This is a genomic window from Ruegeria sp. CDSA021, assembly GCF_059612325.1.
In genome coordinates, this window is sequence record NZ_JBXWQJ010000009.1 from 42,567 (window position 1) to 58,465 (window position 15,899).

The following is a 15,899-nucleotide window of genomic DNA, read 5'->3' on the forward strand; positions in this document are numbered from 1 at the left end:
ACAGCAATCATGACCCGACCATCGATCCCGGCTGAGACAGCCCAAATCGGTGATCCGGATCCTTTGGAAATCTTGTCGGTGCACCGAATGGAAGCGACCGTCCGTTACTCGAGTGACAAAGGGTTCGTCTTGAGAAACACTGCAGGACATGGCCAAAACGATTAATGATCAACGCAATTCTGGCGGGAAGGTGCGTAAAGCATGGTCCGGCGATCCGGGCGCTGCGGCCAATGCTGTCAATTCTTAATGTGATGCACACCTGGTCGGGTGTTGTTGCCGTCAGTCGCTGTTTTTTATCTGTGTTTGCCCAGCCCCGGCCTAACGTTCTTACCATGGGCGGGTTCAACGCGCGCGTCATGCCCCGAGGTACTGCGCTGGCCAAACGGCTGGTGGACGAGTTCGCGGTGGTTACATCACGAATACCAGATCCCCCCAAATCATGGCTGAGTTTACGTGAGAACACGCATTTCGAACTTCAACCCTGTTTCAGGAGTCAACGGACGACATGAACTGAGCAATTAGCGTGCCGTACGATTCGTGCAGCCGTCGAGCCCAGAAAGTAATCTTGCAGGCCAGGGCGATGACTTGCGATCACGATGCAATCGAAATTATGTGCGTCGGCATAGTCGAGAATACCGCGCCCCGCATGCCCCTCGACAACGTCGATACGCGCGTCGTTTACGTCTCCGATCAAGGGTTTAAGCTTTTCCGTAATCGCGGCCTTGGCGATTTCACAATGGTTCTCGGGCAGCAGATCGCTGGTGTATTGGGGCAGGTGCTCAACCACATGCAACAGCGTCAGAGTGCCGGATGGTTGTGCGAGAGCACGCCCAACGCGGATGGATTGGGCCACATCTCGATCAGCATCGAGCGACACCGGAATAAGAATGTTCTGGTACATCTTTCAAACTCCTTGAGAGAAAAAATCAACGGGCTGAAGCCACGGACGACGCGGCTTCAGCCCGTTGAATGGAAACCCGCGGATCGAGGAGAGCCGCCGCGAGTTTGGGGAGCGAAACTTCACGCTACTGCAAACATATCTTTGTATTGGTCACGCAGAATGTTCTTTTGAACTTTGCCCATTGTGTTACGGGGCAGTTCTTCCAGCAGGATCAGCTTGCGGGGGTGCTTGAACCGCGCCAGGCTGCCGTGCACGGCACCCATCATGGCATCCAGATCGGGGATCTGGCCCGGTTCGGCAACGATCACACCCAGAACGGTTTCACCAAAGTCGGGATGCGGCACACCAACAACTGCACTTTCCAAGACACCAGGCTGATCATCCAGCACCAGTTCGATTTCTTTCGGATAGATGTTGTAGCCGCCCGAGATGATCAGGTCCTTGTTGCGACCGACGATATGAACATATCCTTCATCATCGATACTACCCAGGTCACCCGTGATGAAGAACCCGTTCTCGCGCAGCTCGGCTGCGGTCTTCTCAGGCATCTGCCAATAGCCTTTGAATACGTTAGGACCGCGCACCTCGATTTCGCCGATTTCCCCTTGGGGCAGGGCATTGCCATCAGAATCACAGATCTTCAGCTCGACGCCGGGAAGCGGGAACCCGACAGTTCCGGCGCGGCGCTCGCCATCATACGGGTTTGAGGTGTTCATGTTGGTTTCGGTCATGCCATAACGCTCGAGGATGCGGTGGCCGGTGCGGTCTTCGAACTGCACATGGGTTTCCGCCAGCAGTGGGGCCGAGCCCGAAACAAACAGCCGCATATCCGCAGCCAGTTCTCTGGTGAACCGGTCATCATCCAGCAAGCGTGTGTAGAATGTTGGTACGCCCATCATGGTCGTGGCGTTGGGCATCCGGCCTATGATTTCATCCAGATCGAATTTGGGCATGAATACAATGCTGCCGCCCGCCGCCAAAGTGACGTTGGTCGCCACAAACAGTCCGTGAGTGTGAAAGATCGGCAGCGCATGCAGCAGCACGTCGTCGGATGTGAAACGCCATTCGTTGACCAGCGTTTGCGCATTCGACAACAGGTTATTCTGTGTCAGCATCGCACCCTTCGAGCGACCCGTTGTGCCCGAGGTATAGAGGAAGGCGGCCAGATCATCACCATCGCGATCGACGGTTTCAAAGCTGGCAGACATGGTCGCAGCCTGATCCATCAATGTGCCGCTGCCATCAGCGTTCAGGGTTTCCACCTTAGCGCCTAGCTGTGCGCCAACCGGTGTGAGCTTTTCTTTGCTCTTGCTGTCACAAACGATCAGAGACGCACCGCTGTTTTCGATGAAATAGGTCAGCTCATCTACCGTATAGGCGGTGTTGAGTGGTAGGAACACCAGACCAGCTTGCGCACATGCAGCATACAGCGCCAGCGCCTCGGGCGACTTTTCGATCTGCGCGGCGACACGATCACCGGGTTTCAGGCCCAGTTGGGTGGCGACATGCGCAATCTGCGCGGCGGTGCTCAGGAAACCCTGATGCGTGATGGTTGTCCCGTCTAGCAGGTGAAAAAAAGGTGTATCTTTACCGGCATGAACGCCGAACAAGCCATCATAGAGAGGGTTAGCCATGAGGTTTACCTTTCTTGTGTCGTGGTGAGAGAGGCGGACGCAGCGAGGGATTTTGCCTCGGCTGATGCGATCACCTCGCGAGTATTGGCGAATTGCTCGTGGTTTTGGGAAACGCGGGACAGGTCATACAGATAGTTGACCATGGTGCCGCCGGACTGCGCCCGCCCCTTTTCCGAGATATCGGCATCGGCATGAACCGCGTGGACCAGCGCGCCATTGCCCAGATGAAACCGGGCTACCGGGTCGAACGGCATATTGCCCCTGCTTTTGGCGTTCAGCAGATAATGCGCCGCCAGCGCCTTCATCTGATCAGATTGTTCGACATCCCATTTGAAACCCTCTTCTGAGAGCCATTTGGTCAGACCCGGAATGGGCGAAAGGGTGACGAAGGCTTTCAGCCCCGACAATTCGGCTGCCAGATCCGAAGCTACCTGTTTTATAAGCGAATTTCCGAACGAGATGCTGGCAAGGCCCGCCTGACAGTTGGAAATGGAATAAAACACCGCTGTGTCGGCCTGATCCTCTGGCATCGGGTCACGGTCTTCGGCGAGCAGGGCCTGAACCGATCCCGGAATGCCGCTGTTCAGTGCGACTTCGACGAAGATAAGCGGTTCGTCGGGCATTGAGGGGTGGAAGAAGGCGAAACACCGCCGGTCTACGGGTTCCAACCTGCGGCGCAGGTCGTCCCAGCTGTCTATGGCATGCACTGCCTCGTAGGCGATGATCTTTTCCAGAATATGCGCTGGGCTTTCCCAGTTGATTGGGCGCAGGACCAGAAATCCTCGGTTGAACCAGCTGGCAAACAGGTGCCGGAAATCCAGATCCAGCGCTTGCAACTCGGGTTCTTTACCGCCCAGCCGAAGCAGATCGGCGCGCATCTGCACCAGCGCGCCAGTGGCCCCGGGTACGCGGTTCAGCCGCCGGATCATTTCCTGCCGGGCTGGTTCTACCGCAGCCGCAAAGCTGCGATAGGTCGCTTTCGAGGGGGCACGCTCGTATGCGTCCAGCGATGACCGCACCGCATCGGGGTCGATATTCATAGCCGTGGCGAGATAGCGGAAGAACTCCAGCTTTTCGTCATCCGCCAGTGCGTCGAACCGGGTCAGTATTTCCTCGGCCAGAGCCAGCCCCGAGGTTTCCCCGGCGGACCCAACCAGCGCGTCGGCCAGTTCAGTCAGCGGGCGGCCATCCAGGGCCGCGCCCGCCGCGCCGCGGCGGTAGCGCCGCTCGAACACGGTGGACAGAAGATCCGCCAGCAGGGTCATATCGCCGCTCCCATCACCATATCAGGCAGCCATGTGGCCAGACCGGGGAACAGGCACAGCAAGACAATCGCAATCACCATGCAAGCCACAAAGGGGAGAGAGCCTGTCAGGATTGTTTTCAACGAAATGTCGGGCGCGATGCCGTTGATCACATAGAGGTTCAGGCCGACAGGGGGTGAGATCAGGCCAATCTCCATATTGATGGTCAGCACAACCGCGAACCAGATCGGGTCGAAGCCAGCGGTAGTGATGATCGGCAGCAGGATCGGCGCTGCCATCAGGATCACCGCAACGGGGGGCAGAAAGAAGCCGGCGATCAGCAGGAACACGTTGACCGCACCCATCAGAATCCAGCGGTTCACATCCAGCGTACCGATCCATTCGGCAATCGATTGCGTGATGAACAGCGAGCTGAGCATGTACGAGAACACACCGGCGGCGGCGATGATAAACAGGATCATCACGCTTTCTTTGGTGCTGTCGCGCAGCACAACCCAGATGTCCTTTGGGTTCCACAGCTTGTAGATGATCATCGCGATCAGCAGGCAGAGCAGGGCGCCCACGGCCGCGGTTTCCGACGGCGTAGCGATACCGCCATACATGGCATAGAGCACGCCCAGAATGATGCCGAGGAAGGGCAACACGCGTGGCAGGATCTCGAACCGCTCGGCCCATGTATAGCTCCCGGAACCCAGTCGGGTCGCGTCACCCGATTTCCATGTGGAATACAGCGACCAGGCCATGAACAGGCTGACCAGCATTAGGCCCGGGATCACTCCGGCCAGGAACAGGCGACCAATCGATGTCTCGGTGGCGATACCGTAGACGATCATGGTGACCGACGGCGGGATCAGGATGCCCAGCGTACCTCCTGCAGCGATCGAACCGGCAGCAACACCGTCGGGATAGCCGCGCTTGCGCATCTCGGGGATGCCCATCTTGCCGATGGCGGCACAGGTTGCGGGCGACGAACCGGACATGGCGGCGAACAGGGCGCAGGCACCAAGGTTCGAGACAACCAGACCGCCCGGAACACGGGTCAGCCAGCGTTCAAGTGCTTCATACAAGTCCGCTCCGGCCCGCGTTGAGGCGATGGAGGATCCCATGATGATAAACATCGGGATCGAGAGCAGGGCGAAGTTGTCGAGCTTACCGAACAGGATTTCCGGCATCAGTTCCAACGACCGGGGGCCGTCGAAGATGATCAGGAACCCGGCCGAGACGATCAGCAGGCCGATAGCGACCGATACGCCTGAGAACAGAACGAGAATGGTGGCAATGGCGACTACAGCGCCGAGCAGAAGAGGGTCCATCGACTTTACTCCAGTCCGAAGGGTTTATCGATGCCAAGCAGGACGGCGACGAGGTCAGCAATCAGTTGCAACAGCAGCAGTCCAAAGCCGACGGGGATGGACAGGTAGGGAATCCACAGGCGGACACCCCAGACAGTGTCGGATTTCCAGCCACGCTCCCACGCGAAGTGCCAGTATTCATAGCCGTAGAACAGCATGACCGAGATGATGGCGATAGACAGGACCGAGGTCAGGATCGCCATAAAGAACCGTGCGCGCGGGGCCAGCGATATTGGGATCAGGTCGACATTCACATGCCCGCGCAGACGCTGCACATAAGGCAGACCAACCAGTGTGGCGGCGATGACCAAATAGATAACCGCTTCGGTCTGCCAGATGGTCGAGCCATTCAGGACAAAGCGCACGATGATCATCTGACAGGTGATGGCGACGGCTGCGACGATCATGCCTGCCGAAAACCAACCCGCCAGAGTTGACAGTGCTGCGACAAAGCGAAGGAAGGGATTGTTCCCGGTGTGGGAAGCAACGGCAGAGCTGTGGCCAGCCATTTGCGCCTCCTGTGATTGAGATGCAATTAAGTCTGAAGATCAGAGAAGTTCAGATGAGATAAAGCAGGTTCCGGGCGACGGCAACGCCGCCCGGAAGTGGGGGTCACTCGACCGCCAGCGCCTTGTTCAGCAGGTCCTGACCATCAGGAACCTCTTCTACAAAGGCTTTGTAGGATGTCTCTTGCGCCAGTGTGCGCCATGCTTCGAAATCTTCCGGGCTCATTTCCGCGATTTCGACGCCGGCTTCTTCAAAGACCTTGGCCGAGTTGGCATCCTGTTTCTTGGCTTCTTCCAGATAGAAGGCCTCTGCTTTTTCCGAAGCAGCCAGCAGGGCGGCCTGCTGTTCTTCGTTCAGGCCATCAAAGGTGGACTTGTTCATCAGCAACGGCTGGTACATGAACCACAATGCCACTTCGCCCGCAGGAGTGTAGCAGGCAACCTGCTCGTAGATGCGGTAGCTGACGAAGGAAGACGACGACGTGTTGGCGGCTTGCAGAACGCCGGTCTGCATGGCGTTGTAGATTTCTGACGATGCCATCGACGCGATTGATGCGTCAGCACCAGCCAGCATCTGTTCGAACGACTTGCCCGCCGCGCGGGTTTGCAGGCCCGCTATGTCTTTGGGATTGGTAATGCATTTGTCCTTACCGGCAAAACCACCGGCCAGATAACCGTGGACCAGAACCATCACATCGTCCTCGGCCATCTTTTCCTCCAGCGCTTCCATGAAAGGAGAGGCGGCCAAACGAGCCGCATGGTCATGGTTCTTCACCAGACCCGGCATCAGAGTCAGGTTATAAGCAGGCTGCTGTCCACCGGCATAGCTAAGCGGCAGAACGGTCATGTCCAGCTGGCCACGGCTGAGCGGCTTGTACTGCTCGCGCGGTTTGAACAGTGATTTCGAACCGAAAATCTTGATCTCCAGATCGACATCTGCTGCGGCCACCTCATCCGCAACGATCTGGGCGACCTGATGTCGGATGTCTTTGTTCGACCACTGATGCGACAGGCGCAGTTCTTCCGCGGAACCCAACGTGCCCACGGATCCAAGCGCCAAAGCAGCGACGGCTGTTTTGAACATGGCTTTCATTTTTTTCCTCCCTTTTTCAACCCGGGCTTGCCGGGGATAACCAGAAGCATACGGGCAGTATGTTTTTTAAGTCAATATTTTTGTATACAAGATTTGAAATCTTGAGTTCTCACCCATTCGTGAGTAAAACATAATCCTATGGACCAAAGACTTGCCGATACCATCGCTCAGGACCTTGAAGAGTTGATCTTCGACGGCACCTTTTCGGATGGAGAACGTCTGGATGAAGTCAAACTGTCAGAGCAATTCGGAGTATCCAGAACACCACTTCGAGAAGCATTTCAGAGGCTTGCCTTGTCGGGGTTGGTTGACCTGATCCCGCGTCGCGGTGCCTTTGTCAGACAGCCTGGTCCCGTAGAACTGATGGAGATGTTCGAAGTCATGGCCGAGCTCGAAGCCGCTTGCGGTCGGCTTGCCGCGTTGCGTATTTCTGATGAAGCAATGAAAGACCTAATTGACGCCAACGCGAGATGTCAGGAGGCCGTCGATGCAGTTGATCCGGACACATATTACCTCGAAAACGAACGTTTCCACAAAATCATATACAACCAATCCGGCAACTCGTTTCTGGAGCAAGAAGCGTCAAAGTTGCACAGACGGCTCAAACCCTTCCGCCGACAACAGCTTAGGTTTCGGGGCCGTATGGATCAGTCAATGTCCGAGCATGAGAACATCGTGCGCGCGCTGGACAGTGGCAACCCTGAGGAAACGGCAAATGCGCTGCGCGATCACGTGGCAGTTCAGGGTGAAAAGTTTCATAACCTGATGGCAACGCTCAAGTGACATAGCTGAAAAGCCCATTGGTTTCTTCACACTGTTTTTTATACCTCGCTGTCGAAGTGCGACCGGGCCGCGAGGGGTCGTAGCTTGGTATTGTTCTGCGGTGGGTGCGCTTGGGGCGCTCTTCGTCTCAGGCCATAGCGTTTGAGAGTGACCCCTTGATTACTCGGGCAGTGCGCCAAACCATGCCGCAGGCCAGTCAGGGGCAGGGGGCTATCGCGAGCGCGACATTCTGGTGATCACTGAGGATGGCAACGAGAACATTACTGGTTATCCTTACGGGACAGAGTTCAACGTTGTCGCTTAGTAAACGCGGTTGAACCCAAACTCAGCCGTGATCTCCTTGTTATCACGGCAATAGACAACCGAGTGAAGATAGAAAAACGCGGCGGGGAGGATAACGTCCTACGGCTTTCTCGCCGCTGTGAATGAGGTCAATGGCAGACCCTCAAATGTTTGCCGATGCGGGGCCATTTCCTCGCTAAGATCTGGCCCAAAGCTTTGCAACAAATTCGGTCGTATGTTGTGGACCTGAAGCGGGCGGGTGCAATCGGATGGCTCCTTCAGAATCCAACCGGATCATCCTGCGTCACCCTTCATAAGAAGAGTATTTTCAGCCGAGCACAAACGATGACGGGGCTCAGTCAGCCTCGCGAGCTGCCTGGTTTTTTGCGGTGACGTATTCCGACGGTCAGGATGCAATGGACAGTTAAGAGAGCCACAATACTCCTCCCTTGCCGATGAAGCGTGTCTGATGCAGAATTATTGCGGAAAAAGGGCTTCTGGTTCACCACCAGATCAGCCCGATGCCATGCTTTGGGAGGAGTGTGTCATGACGTCCAAGCCCGAAAGGTCAACACAACCAGACAACACGACGCCTCAGCAGGCGATGCCCAAGGTCAATAAGCTGACTGCGGGGGATATCACCGCATCGCTGAAAGCCGGTTTTTCGGACTTTCTGGCACGCCCCATCATGAGCAGCTTTTTCGGGCTGTTCTATGCGGTCTTTGGATTTCTGTTGGTTTGGGCCCTGGTGTGGCTGGGAAAGATCTGGATGATTATCCCTGCCATAGTGGGCTTTCCGCTGGTTGCGCCATTTGCCGCCGCCGGGCTTTATGAGATGAGTCGCCGGTTACAAACCGGCGAGAGTTTCGGTTGGTCTGAAATCCTGACCGTCATGGCCGATCAGCGAAAGCGCGAAATGGGCTGGATGGCTTTTGTCACCCTGTTCGTTTTCTGGGTTTGGGTTTACCAAATTCGACTTTGGCTGGCGATCATCCTGCAGAACGCGTCCTTTTCGAATTTTGAGGGGTTTCTCAACACGGTTTTCTTTACACCTCAGGGCTGGACCTTTCTTGCTGTTGGTACCTGCGTCGGCGCATTTTTGTCGGCTGCGCTGTTCTCGGTGACTGTTATTGCCATGCCCATGCTGCTTGATCGGGAAACCAATTTCGTTTCTGCCATGCTCACCTCTGTTCGTGTCGTCACAGAAAACCCGGTGGTCATGCTCAGTTGGGCGGCGATCATCTCCTTCACCATGCTGGTGTCGCTGATACCGGCATTTCTGGGCCTGATCTTCACGCTGCCGATCCTTGGTCACACCACATGGCATCTCTATCAACGCGCTGTTTCACCCGCACAGACTTAATACGCCCAGATTTAGCTCTTGAGTGAGCGAGCACTTCTGACACAGCCGTCGGATCACCTGATCTGGTAATAGAAGGACAGTTTTCGGCTGACACCGCCTGGAGGGCGGGGGAAGGGGGCAGCGGTCCGGACCTGTTCCTTGGCGGCGCGTTCTATATCTGGCGAGCCGGAACTTTCGACGACATCTACCCATGCCAAACTGCCGTCGGCGCTGATCTCAAAGAACACGCGCGCATATCCGCGAGCCGCGACATAGACGAGTGGCGCGCGGTTCAAGTGAACCAGAACCTGGCCAGCATAGTTCGTTGAATCCGAGTTGCCCGGCCCGCGCCCACCGGAACGGGTGCTGCCCCTGTTTTGCCGAAAGACGTCCACACCCTCTCTTCGATAAGCGGTGAGGGGCGACTCGATTGTCTGCTCTGGAAAGCGCAGGTTGTCAAAATTGTTGAACCGGTCAAGTGTTCTGGGAAGTGCCGCTTGTGGATCGCGGTTCGGCGGGCGGGGCCGCAGCGACGAGACCACGGCCTGCTCGGATTCGCTGGTCTCTGTTTCAGGTGCCGGCAGCACCGCATCTTCTTCTGAAGATTCCGGGGCCGCATCTGGTGTGACGGGTTCTTGAGTTTGAATGTCTTCCGGGACGACCGGAGACAGCTCGGGCGGAAGTGCGGCAAGCTGTTCCTCGGACACCGGTTCTTCGACAGATGAAGGTTCGACCGGATCGACCTCTTCGCTCGGCGGAGCCTCTGGTGTTTCGGTGACGGGATCGGACGCCGCGGTTTGACCGTCTGTATCTTCGCCCGTGTCGTCCACGCTCTGGTCCACAGGTTCAGTGACTGCCTCGTCGGGTGCCCTCGGCTGAATGATCGTAGAAGAGCCGGTGTCCGGCGCATATGTCTGTTGCGGGTCAGGTGACGCAACACGGGCGTCGCTTGTGGGGATCTTGGCCTCTTGTGGCTCGATCGGTGGTTCTTCAGGAGGGAGCGGGGCCTCAGCCGGTTCCGGCTGAACCGGTTCGATCGCGGCATCAGCAAACTCTTCGAAGCTGTTGCTCAACTCGACTGAGTCCGTGCGGCTTTCACTTGGACGCGGGTTCGACAAGCTTGGTACCGTCATACTTAAGCCGAGGAAATGAGCCAGAACTGAAATCGAAATCGCAAGGAATGCGACGAATAAAGACCGCCTGATCATTCGAGCGCCTGCTCGGTCACCAGAAAAACCGAAGCCGCCCCTAACCGTCGCAGACTGCTGGTGATCTCCATCAATCGCGGCGCGGATGCGTTCCTGTCCGGAATGATCCGAACAGGCCCAGTGTCATGATTTGCCATGAAGGTTTCGGCATCTATCGGCCTGCCACGAAAGCTTAATGCCCCGTCCTGATGCAGGACAAGTGCATCCGGTGGTTCGCGGCCTTCAAGATCAGCGGTGTTCACCAAATCCAAGTCGGGGTCAAGTGGTGGCGCTATTGTGCCCGCGATCAGGAAAAAGACCAGTATCAGGAAAACGACATTGATCAGTGGAATGGTCGAGTCGCGGTTTCGGTTGGTTCGGATGTGACGGATCATAGTTTTACTCCAACACCCTTACTGTCAAACCTTCGCGCCCGCGCAATCGAACAAGAAGGTCCACAAGGCGTTGTGCAGACGTGTCAGGATCAAGGTTGACCAGAACTTGACCAGTTAAGGCCTGATCCGCCATGTCCTCAAGCGATATGGGTTGACCGTTCAGAACCACGCGCGTGGCTCCGAGTTGGACGAAAAAGCGTTCGGTTGGCTCGGCCTCGCTTTCTCTGCCCGTGGTCACGCTGCTGAGTTCAATCTCGCTGAACCGCGAAAAGGTCGAGGACAACATGAAAAACAGCAAAAGCAGAAAGATCACGTCGATCAGGGGCGTCATCGACATGCGCCGCCGGACAAATGGCGCGGTGTTACGCATGTTCCGGTACAACGGAAGCCGCTGTGGCCCCCGTTGCGCTGTCAATCGAGGGACCCGGGACCAGAACCGTGCGCAATGCCTTGTCTGCAAAGACACGCTCGCGCGCTGTGCGGCTTTCCAGCCAGGACAAAACCATCGAAGTCGGCATCGCAACGGCCAACCCTACGGCGGTGGTTATCAGGGCGACCCAGATTCCGCCCGCCAGAACCGACGGATCTACCGATGACCCCGCGGTTTGGAGACTTTGGAAGGCGCTGATCATGCCCAGAACCGTGCCGAAAAGACCCAACAGAGGTGCAAGTTGCGCCACGGTGTCCAGCAGGCGGAAACCGCGTTCCAGCCCGGCAAGAACCAGACCGGCCTCGGCATCCAACCGGTCGTCGGCCCCGGGAACGTCGGATGCATCCATCGCGGCGCGGACAATGGGGGCAAGGTAGCTGCTGCTGTCAGCCAGCCGTTCACGCGCTGCAGCCCGGTCGCCTGCGTCCCAGGCCGCAAGTGCCTGGGACAGAACCTTGTGCCGCCCGACACCGCAGGCGGCAAACTGCCAGAGTTTGTAAAGAGTGACAGCCAGTGTCAGGACGGACATCGCGATCAAGATCGCGACAACCGGCCCACCAAGTGTAAAAATTTCACGAAGTGCGTTCAACGGGTTCATCCCAAAAGCTCCATGTCTACCCGGCTGCTGAGCGTCAGGGCCTTTTCGCATATCTCGCTTTCGGAACCGGCCACCACGCATGAGTTCGTGCCATTGATCAACGCTTGCCCGACTGTGTCACACGCTCTGTTAGGCAGGTCGAATTGGCGGACACGAGGTCTGCTTGCCGGTAATTCACGGAAATCGAATAGTGAAAGGCTTATTACACCACCTTCAGCATCAAAAACGACAGTTTCAAAAACTGCGCCATCGATCGAATGCTCGGTTTCATTTTTGACCAAGAACGTCAACCTGCACGATCCGGAGACATCCTCTATTACGTTCAACTCAACGATTAGATTGCCTAGCGGTTCGGTGTCAGATTGCGCGAACGCCATGGAGGGCAGACTGCCGCAAAACAATGCCGCGACAATAAGGCGACGAAAAAACATGTGCTTACTCCGTTTTGCTGCGTTCAGTGTATCAGGCAGCGACCATCAACTGACTCTTTTGTTTGTTGTCTTAGTTGTGCGCCAAGTAAAGGGTAACGAAGGTTCGAGGAGTAAAAGGATCGTCAGCGCCAGTTGATATGTGTTTCCACAGGATAAGAGATACGGAGCCAAGACGGAATTTCAACTGTTCTGGGGAACATCAAACCCGCCCTTCACTAAACTGGGGGTCAAGTCGCAAATAGGTGCACGACAGCAGGCAGAAATGCTTACCCGATCAAAAGGATGTACGGCACCACCAACCGACAACTAGAACGCGATCTGCACATAAAACTTGCTAAGAGCGCTAAAAATAATGAATATTTGTATATATTTTTAGTGAGTCAATAAAGCTGCAAACAAGCTTATTGTGAGGCAAGTCTCGAGCACAGTGCGATCCGCACGCATCAGGACCCAAAGGGGGAAGGGGCTCGATTTTGTCGTGGTTAAAGATTGTTTTGATTCTTTTCGTCGTCGTGATCATACCGTCGCAGACGATTGCTAACATTGGGAAAGTCATCAGCGCGGAACAAGGTGCACAGCTTATTCGAGGGGGAAAAGCACAGCCCGCATATTCAGGGATGGAGGTCGCGTCAGGGGATACTATTTCGACGGACCGGACGGGTTTGATCCAAATCGTCTTTGTGGATGAAACCAAGATCGCAATTGGACCCAATGCTCGTATGGTGTTGGATGTGACCCTGTTGCGTGGCAATCGCAAAGCCAAGAGCTTTGCTGTTCAGGCGCTGGGCGGCAGCTTTCGGTTCATTTCCGGCAAAAGCCGAAAGCGGGCCTATTCGATCAGGACACCATCCGCAACGATGGCGGTGCGCGGCACAACGTTCGACATGTGGATTGTGTCAGACCAACAAAGTGCCATGCTTGTCTTGCAGGGTACGGTTCGAATGTGCGGTCTCAAAGGCTCGTGTAGGTCTTCAGGACGCCAGTGCAGTATGTACGCAACAAGCGGGCGTGGAACTGTCGGACGCCCTGCTGATCAGGCGCAATACGAACAAGCGCTGAAAAGTGGATTTCCTTTTATCCAATCGCAAGAGAGTTTGTTGCCCCCATTGCAGGTAAGAGTGGAAGGTTGCGCCGGCGAAGCCGCACCTGTGCGACGGGTCAAACCCAACAGATCAGAACCCCGCGCAGCCGCTCCTCAGCGGCAAGTGTCAACCGAAACCGTGAATGTGAGCCCTTCGTCAAGCCCGTCACCTTCAGGTAGTCCGTCACCTACAGAGCAAGCTGAACCGGAAAGAGAAGAACCAGAACAAGAGGAGCCGGAAAGAGAAGAACCAGAGTATGATGAGCCTGAGCACGACGAACCAGAGCATGACGAGCCGGATCGAGAAGGATCTGAAGAGGGGCTCTCGATAAACGTATTTGATTAACAAGGGCTTGTTCCTCTTTTCCGGAGGATAGATTGAGCGAAAAGACACGAAAAACCAAGAATGGGCGATGGGCTTTTCGCCTTGTGGGATTGGTCCTGATCCTCGTGGGCTGTTTTATCCGGGTATTGGATCCTTACCCCGTACGAATGACGCGTCTTGTCTATTTCGACGTTCTTCAAAGATTATCCCCTCGCGAGTTCAATCCCGACCTTCCAATACGCGTCGTGGATATAGATGAAGATGCACTTGCCAATTGGGGGCAATGGCCGTGGCCGCGCACCCTCGTGGCTCAGCTGGTTCAAAACCTGGGCGAATACGGTGCCGCAGCTATCGCATTCGATATGCTGTTTGCCGAGCCTGACAGGTATTCACCATCGCGCCTTCTGAATGATCCGTCCCTGGCGGGAATTCTGACCGTGGAACACCATGCCAAGAGATTGGACAATGATATATTGCTTGGGATGGAAATCGCCTATTGGCCAGTGGTTTTGGGCGCGGCCGCACGGTTGTCTGAAGAAGGCAAGAATGTCACCTCCAAAGCCGGTATCGTCGAGTTTGGTGAAAATCCGACTGCGGGTCTGATCTCGGTTCCTCATTGGACGCCAATTGCACCGCCTTTGGATCGCACCGCCGCGGGTATAGGTGGGGTCAATGTCTCTCCTATCGGCGGGACCGGAATTGTGCGTCGCGTGCCGGTTCTTTGGAACGGGCCGGATGGGCCAATGCCAGGATTGGCCGTTGAATCTCTGAGGGTCGCACTAGGAGAAACCAATATCTTTGCCGAAGGCTCAATGGATGAAGAGGGCATCATGCTGGCTGTTGAGGTCGGCGGATACCAGGTGCCAACGACCGAGAATGGCGAGCTTTGGCTGAAATACAGGCGAGACACGCCCGATCTCTACATTTCGGCCGGTGAGGTCATGACCGGTTCTGCCGACCCGGTATTGCGTGCCGAAATCGAAGGGCGCATCATACTTGTTGGAACCTCTGCCGCCGGTTTGTTCGATATTCATCAAACGGCGCTGGGTGAAAGCGTTCCCGGCGTTTCCATTCACGCACAGATGATCGAACAAGTCCTGACCCAGGAAATGCTCAGTCGGTCTGACGTGACTTCGGCGCAGGAATTGCTTGCCTTTGCGCTTCTTGGGCTTGTCGTGATCGCGGTCATGTCCAGCTTTGGCGCCGTAGCATCCTTTATTGCCGGAGGTGTTGCCGCAGCAGCTGTTCTTGCCATCAGCTGGCTGGTTTTTCAAAATCAGTCGGTGCTGTTTGATGCAACGTTTCCCCTGATCGGCGGAATCGCAAATTTTGGTCTGTTGGCTGGATACTTGTTCATATCGACCGAGCGAGAAAAGCGTGAGATCCGAAAAGTCTTTTCGCACTACGTTGCACCGGAAATCTTGGATGAAATGGAGCATACGGGCCACCAACTAAAACTGGGAGGCGAGATTCAGGAAATCACCGTGATGTTCTCGGATATCCGTGGGTTTACGGCTTTGTCCGAGTCTGCGTCGGCAACAGAACTTGTTTCGCTTTTGAATGCGCTGTTTTCCAAGATTGGGGATCAGATTCTGTATGAGCGGGGGACAATCGACAAGTTTATCGGCGACGCGGTCATGGCTTTCTGGAACGCACCTTTGCCCGTTGCGGATCACCCATGCCGTGCGGCGCTTGCTGCGCTCAGGATGAGAAGTGCCCTTGCGGAGTTCAACGCATCCGACATTATGCAAGACCGACAACCCATCGCACTGGCAACCGGAATTGCCACAGGGCAGGCTTGTGTCGGGAACATCGGGTCACAAAAACGGTTCAACTACACGGTTATTGGTGATGTGGTGAATGTTTCGGCGCGGATCGAGCAATGCTGTCGCACCGTGGACTATGACATTGTTGTCTCAAGCGCAGTCCATCAAGCAGGTCAGTCTGATCTGGCCTTATTGGAGGCTGGCCACGTCGACCTGAAAGGCAAAGCTTTTCCCGAGCCCGTCTTCATTCTGGTAGGAGACCGCTCAGTGCGGGAAACTGATGCTTTCCAGAATCTCCTTGCTTTGCATGGCGAGTTGTCTTCGGCGTTGGCGGCGCGAGAGGCTCAGGCCAGTATTGAGCATATATGTCAACGTTGCGAAGAAATAGCCGAAGACATCGAGCCGGGGTTATGCCAGTTTTATCGCGCAATACCGGGTCGCGCGGCTGATTTCAGGTCAGACATGCCGACTGGGCATTATGTGTTCAGTAGATACAATCGTAGAGTGGGAGCTGAATAGCCTCTGGAT

Annotated in this window: 15 protein-coding genes; 4 read left to right on the forward strand and 11 right to left on the reverse strand. The window is 55.8% G+C overall.

Going from position 1 to position 15,899, the window contains the following annotated elements; translation table 11 throughout:
- Positions 1-493 precede the first annotated feature (493 nt).
- From AC2FLD_RS13280 to dctP, 6 genes are all read right to left on the reverse strand, one after another.
- Complete coding sequence (locus tag AC2FLD_RS13280; RefSeq protein WP_496671500.1) at positions 494-901, reverse strand: universal stress protein; 408 nt, start codon at positions 899-901, stop codon at positions 494-496.
- Positions 902-1,020: 119 nt separating this feature from the next.
- A complete protein-coding gene (locus AC2FLD_RS13285) occupies positions 1,021-2,535 on the reverse strand; it encodes a malonate--CoA ligase (protein ID WP_496671503.1) in 1,515 nt (504 codons plus the stop codon).
- 5 nt (positions 2,536-2,540) lie between these two features.
- On the reverse strand, positions 2,541-3,800 hold the full coding sequence (locus AC2FLD_RS13290) for a malonyl-CoA decarboxylase (RefSeq protein WP_496671505.1): 1,260 nt from the start codon (positions 3,798-3,800) through the stop codon (positions 2,541-2,543).
- Positions 3,797-5,113 (reverse strand): TRAP transporter large permease, encoded by a 1,317-nt coding sequence (locus AC2FLD_RS13295; RefSeq protein WP_050604352.1) that lies wholly within the window; start codon positions 5,111-5,113, stop codon positions 3,797-3,799. Before AC2FLD_RS13295 ends, AC2FLD_RS13290 begins: the two co-directional genes overlap by 4 nt.
- Before the next feature lie 5 nt (positions 5,114-5,118).
- Positions 5,119-5,661, reverse strand: a complete 543-nt coding sequence (locus tag AC2FLD_RS13300) for a TRAP transporter small permease (protein ID WP_496671508.1) — start codon at positions 5,659-5,661, stop codon at positions 5,119-5,121.
- Positions 5,662-5,764: 103 nt separating this feature from the next.
- A complete protein-coding gene (dctP, locus tag AC2FLD_RS13305; RefSeq protein ID WP_496671511.1) occupies positions 5,765-6,751 on the reverse strand; it encodes a TRAP transporter substrate-binding protein DctP in 987 nt (328 codons plus the stop codon).
- Between the two features lie 138 nt (positions 6,752-6,889).
- On the opposite strand from dctP, the gene AC2FLD_RS13310 reads away from it, so the two are divergent.
- A complete protein-coding gene (locus AC2FLD_RS13310; protein ID WP_496671514.1) occupies positions 6,890-7,534 on the forward strand; it encodes a GntR family transcriptional regulator in 645 nt (214 codons plus the stop codon).
- An 829-nt stretch (positions 7,535-8,363) separates the two neighbouring features.
- Positions 8,364-9,179, forward strand: coding sequence for a DUF2189 domain-containing protein (locus AC2FLD_RS13315; protein ID WP_496671517.1), 816 nt, complete (start codon positions 8,364-8,366; stop codon positions 9,177-9,179).
- 53 nt (positions 9,180-9,232) lie between these two features.
- Here AC2FLD_RS13315 and AC2FLD_RS13320 read toward each other — a convergent pair whose 3' ends face one another.
- From AC2FLD_RS13320 to AC2FLD_RS13340, 5 genes are all read right to left on the reverse strand, one after another.
- Entirely contained in the window at positions 9,233-10,291 is a 1,059-nt protein-coding gene (locus tag AC2FLD_RS13320; RefSeq protein ID WP_496671520.1) for an energy transducer TonB family protein, read from the reverse strand.
- Between the two features lie 71 nt (positions 10,292-10,362).
- Positions 10,363-10,740: an ExbD/TolR family protein gene (locus AC2FLD_RS13325; RefSeq protein ID WP_496671523.1), complete on the reverse strand. Its 378-nt coding sequence runs from the start codon at positions 10,738-10,740 to the stop codon at positions 10,363-10,365.
- Between the two features lie 4 nt (positions 10,741-10,744).
- On the reverse strand, positions 10,745-11,071 hold the full coding sequence (locus AC2FLD_RS13330; protein WP_050604494.1) for an ExbD/TolR family protein: 327 nt from the start codon (positions 11,069-11,071) through the stop codon (positions 10,745-10,747).
- Between the two features lie 31 nt (positions 11,072-11,102).
- Complete coding sequence (locus AC2FLD_RS13335; protein ID WP_496671526.1) at positions 11,103-11,768, reverse strand: MotA/TolQ/ExbB proton channel family protein; 666 nt, start codon at positions 11,766-11,768, stop codon at positions 11,103-11,105.
- The gene (locus AC2FLD_RS13340) at positions 11,765-12,199 is read right to left on the reverse strand and encodes a hypothetical protein (RefSeq protein ID WP_496671529.1); all 435 of its coding nucleotides are present in this window, start codon (positions 12,197-12,199) and stop codon (positions 11,765-11,767) included. The genes AC2FLD_RS13335 and AC2FLD_RS13340 overlap by 4 nt, the downstream gene beginning before the upstream one ends.
- Positions 12,200-12,711: 512 nt before the next feature.
- Between AC2FLD_RS13340 and AC2FLD_RS13345 the strand changes: the two genes are divergently transcribed.
- Positions 12,712-13,626 carry a FecR family protein gene (locus tag AC2FLD_RS13345; RefSeq protein ID WP_496803721.1) on the forward strand — a complete coding sequence of 305 codons (915 nt, stop codon included), beginning with the start codon at positions 12,712-12,714 and terminating at the stop codon, positions 13,624-13,626.
- Positions 13,627-13,658: 32 nt separating this feature from the next.
- The gene (locus tag AC2FLD_RS13350; RefSeq protein ID WP_496671534.1) at positions 13,659-15,890 is read left to right on the forward strand and encodes a CHASE2 domain-containing protein; all 2,232 of its coding nucleotides are present in this window, start codon (positions 13,659-13,661) and stop codon (positions 15,888-15,890) included.
- Positions 15,891-15,899: the final 9 nt, after the last annotated feature.

Coding starts and splice junctions, on each gene's coding strand:
- AC2FLD_RS13280 (WP_496671500.1), bottom strand. CDS start 901: ATGTACCAGAACATTCTTATTCCGGTGTCGCTCGATGCTGATCGAGAT.
- AC2FLD_RS13285 (WP_496671503.1), bottom strand. CDS start 2,535: ATGGCTAACCCTCTCTATGATGGCTTGTTCGGCGTTCATGCCGGTAAA.
- AC2FLD_RS13290 (WP_496671505.1), bottom strand. CDS start 3,800: ATGACCCTGCTGGCGGATCTTCTGTCCACCGTGTTCGAGCGGCGCTAC.
- AC2FLD_RS13295 (WP_050604352.1), bottom strand. CDS start 5,113: ATGGACCCTCTTCTGCTCGGCGCTGTAGTCGCCATTGCCACCATTCTC.
- AC2FLD_RS13300 (WP_496671508.1), bottom strand. CDS start 5,661: ATGGCTGGCCACAGCTCTGCCGTTGCTTCCCACACCGGGAACAATCCC.
- dctP (WP_496671511.1), bottom strand. CDS start 6,751: ATGAAAGCCATGTTCAAAACAGCCGTCGCTGCTTTGGCGCTTGGATCC.
- AC2FLD_RS13310 (WP_496671514.1), top strand. CDS start 6,890: ATGGACCAAAGACTTGCCGATACCATCGCTCAGGACCTTGAAGAGTTG.
- AC2FLD_RS13315 (WP_496671517.1), top strand. CDS start 8,364: ATGACGTCCAAGCCCGAAAGGTCAACACAACCAGACAACACGACGCCT.
- AC2FLD_RS13320 (WP_496671520.1), bottom strand. CDS start 10,291: ATGACGGTACCAAGCTTGTCGAACCCGCGTCCAAGTGAAAGCCGCACG.
- AC2FLD_RS13325 (WP_496671523.1), bottom strand. CDS start 10,740: ATGATCCGTCACATCCGAACCAACCGAAACCGCGACTCGACCATTCCA.
- AC2FLD_RS13330 (WP_050604494.1), bottom strand. CDS start 11,071: ATGACGCCCCTGATCGACGTGATCTTTCTGCTTTTGCTGTTTTTCATG.
- AC2FLD_RS13335 (WP_496671526.1), bottom strand. CDS start 11,768: ATGAACCCGTTGAACGCACTTCGTGAAATTTTTACACTTGGTGGGCCG.
- AC2FLD_RS13340 (WP_496671529.1), bottom strand. CDS start 12,199: ATGTTTTTTCGTCGCCTTATTGTCGCGGCATTGTTTTGCGGCAGTCTG.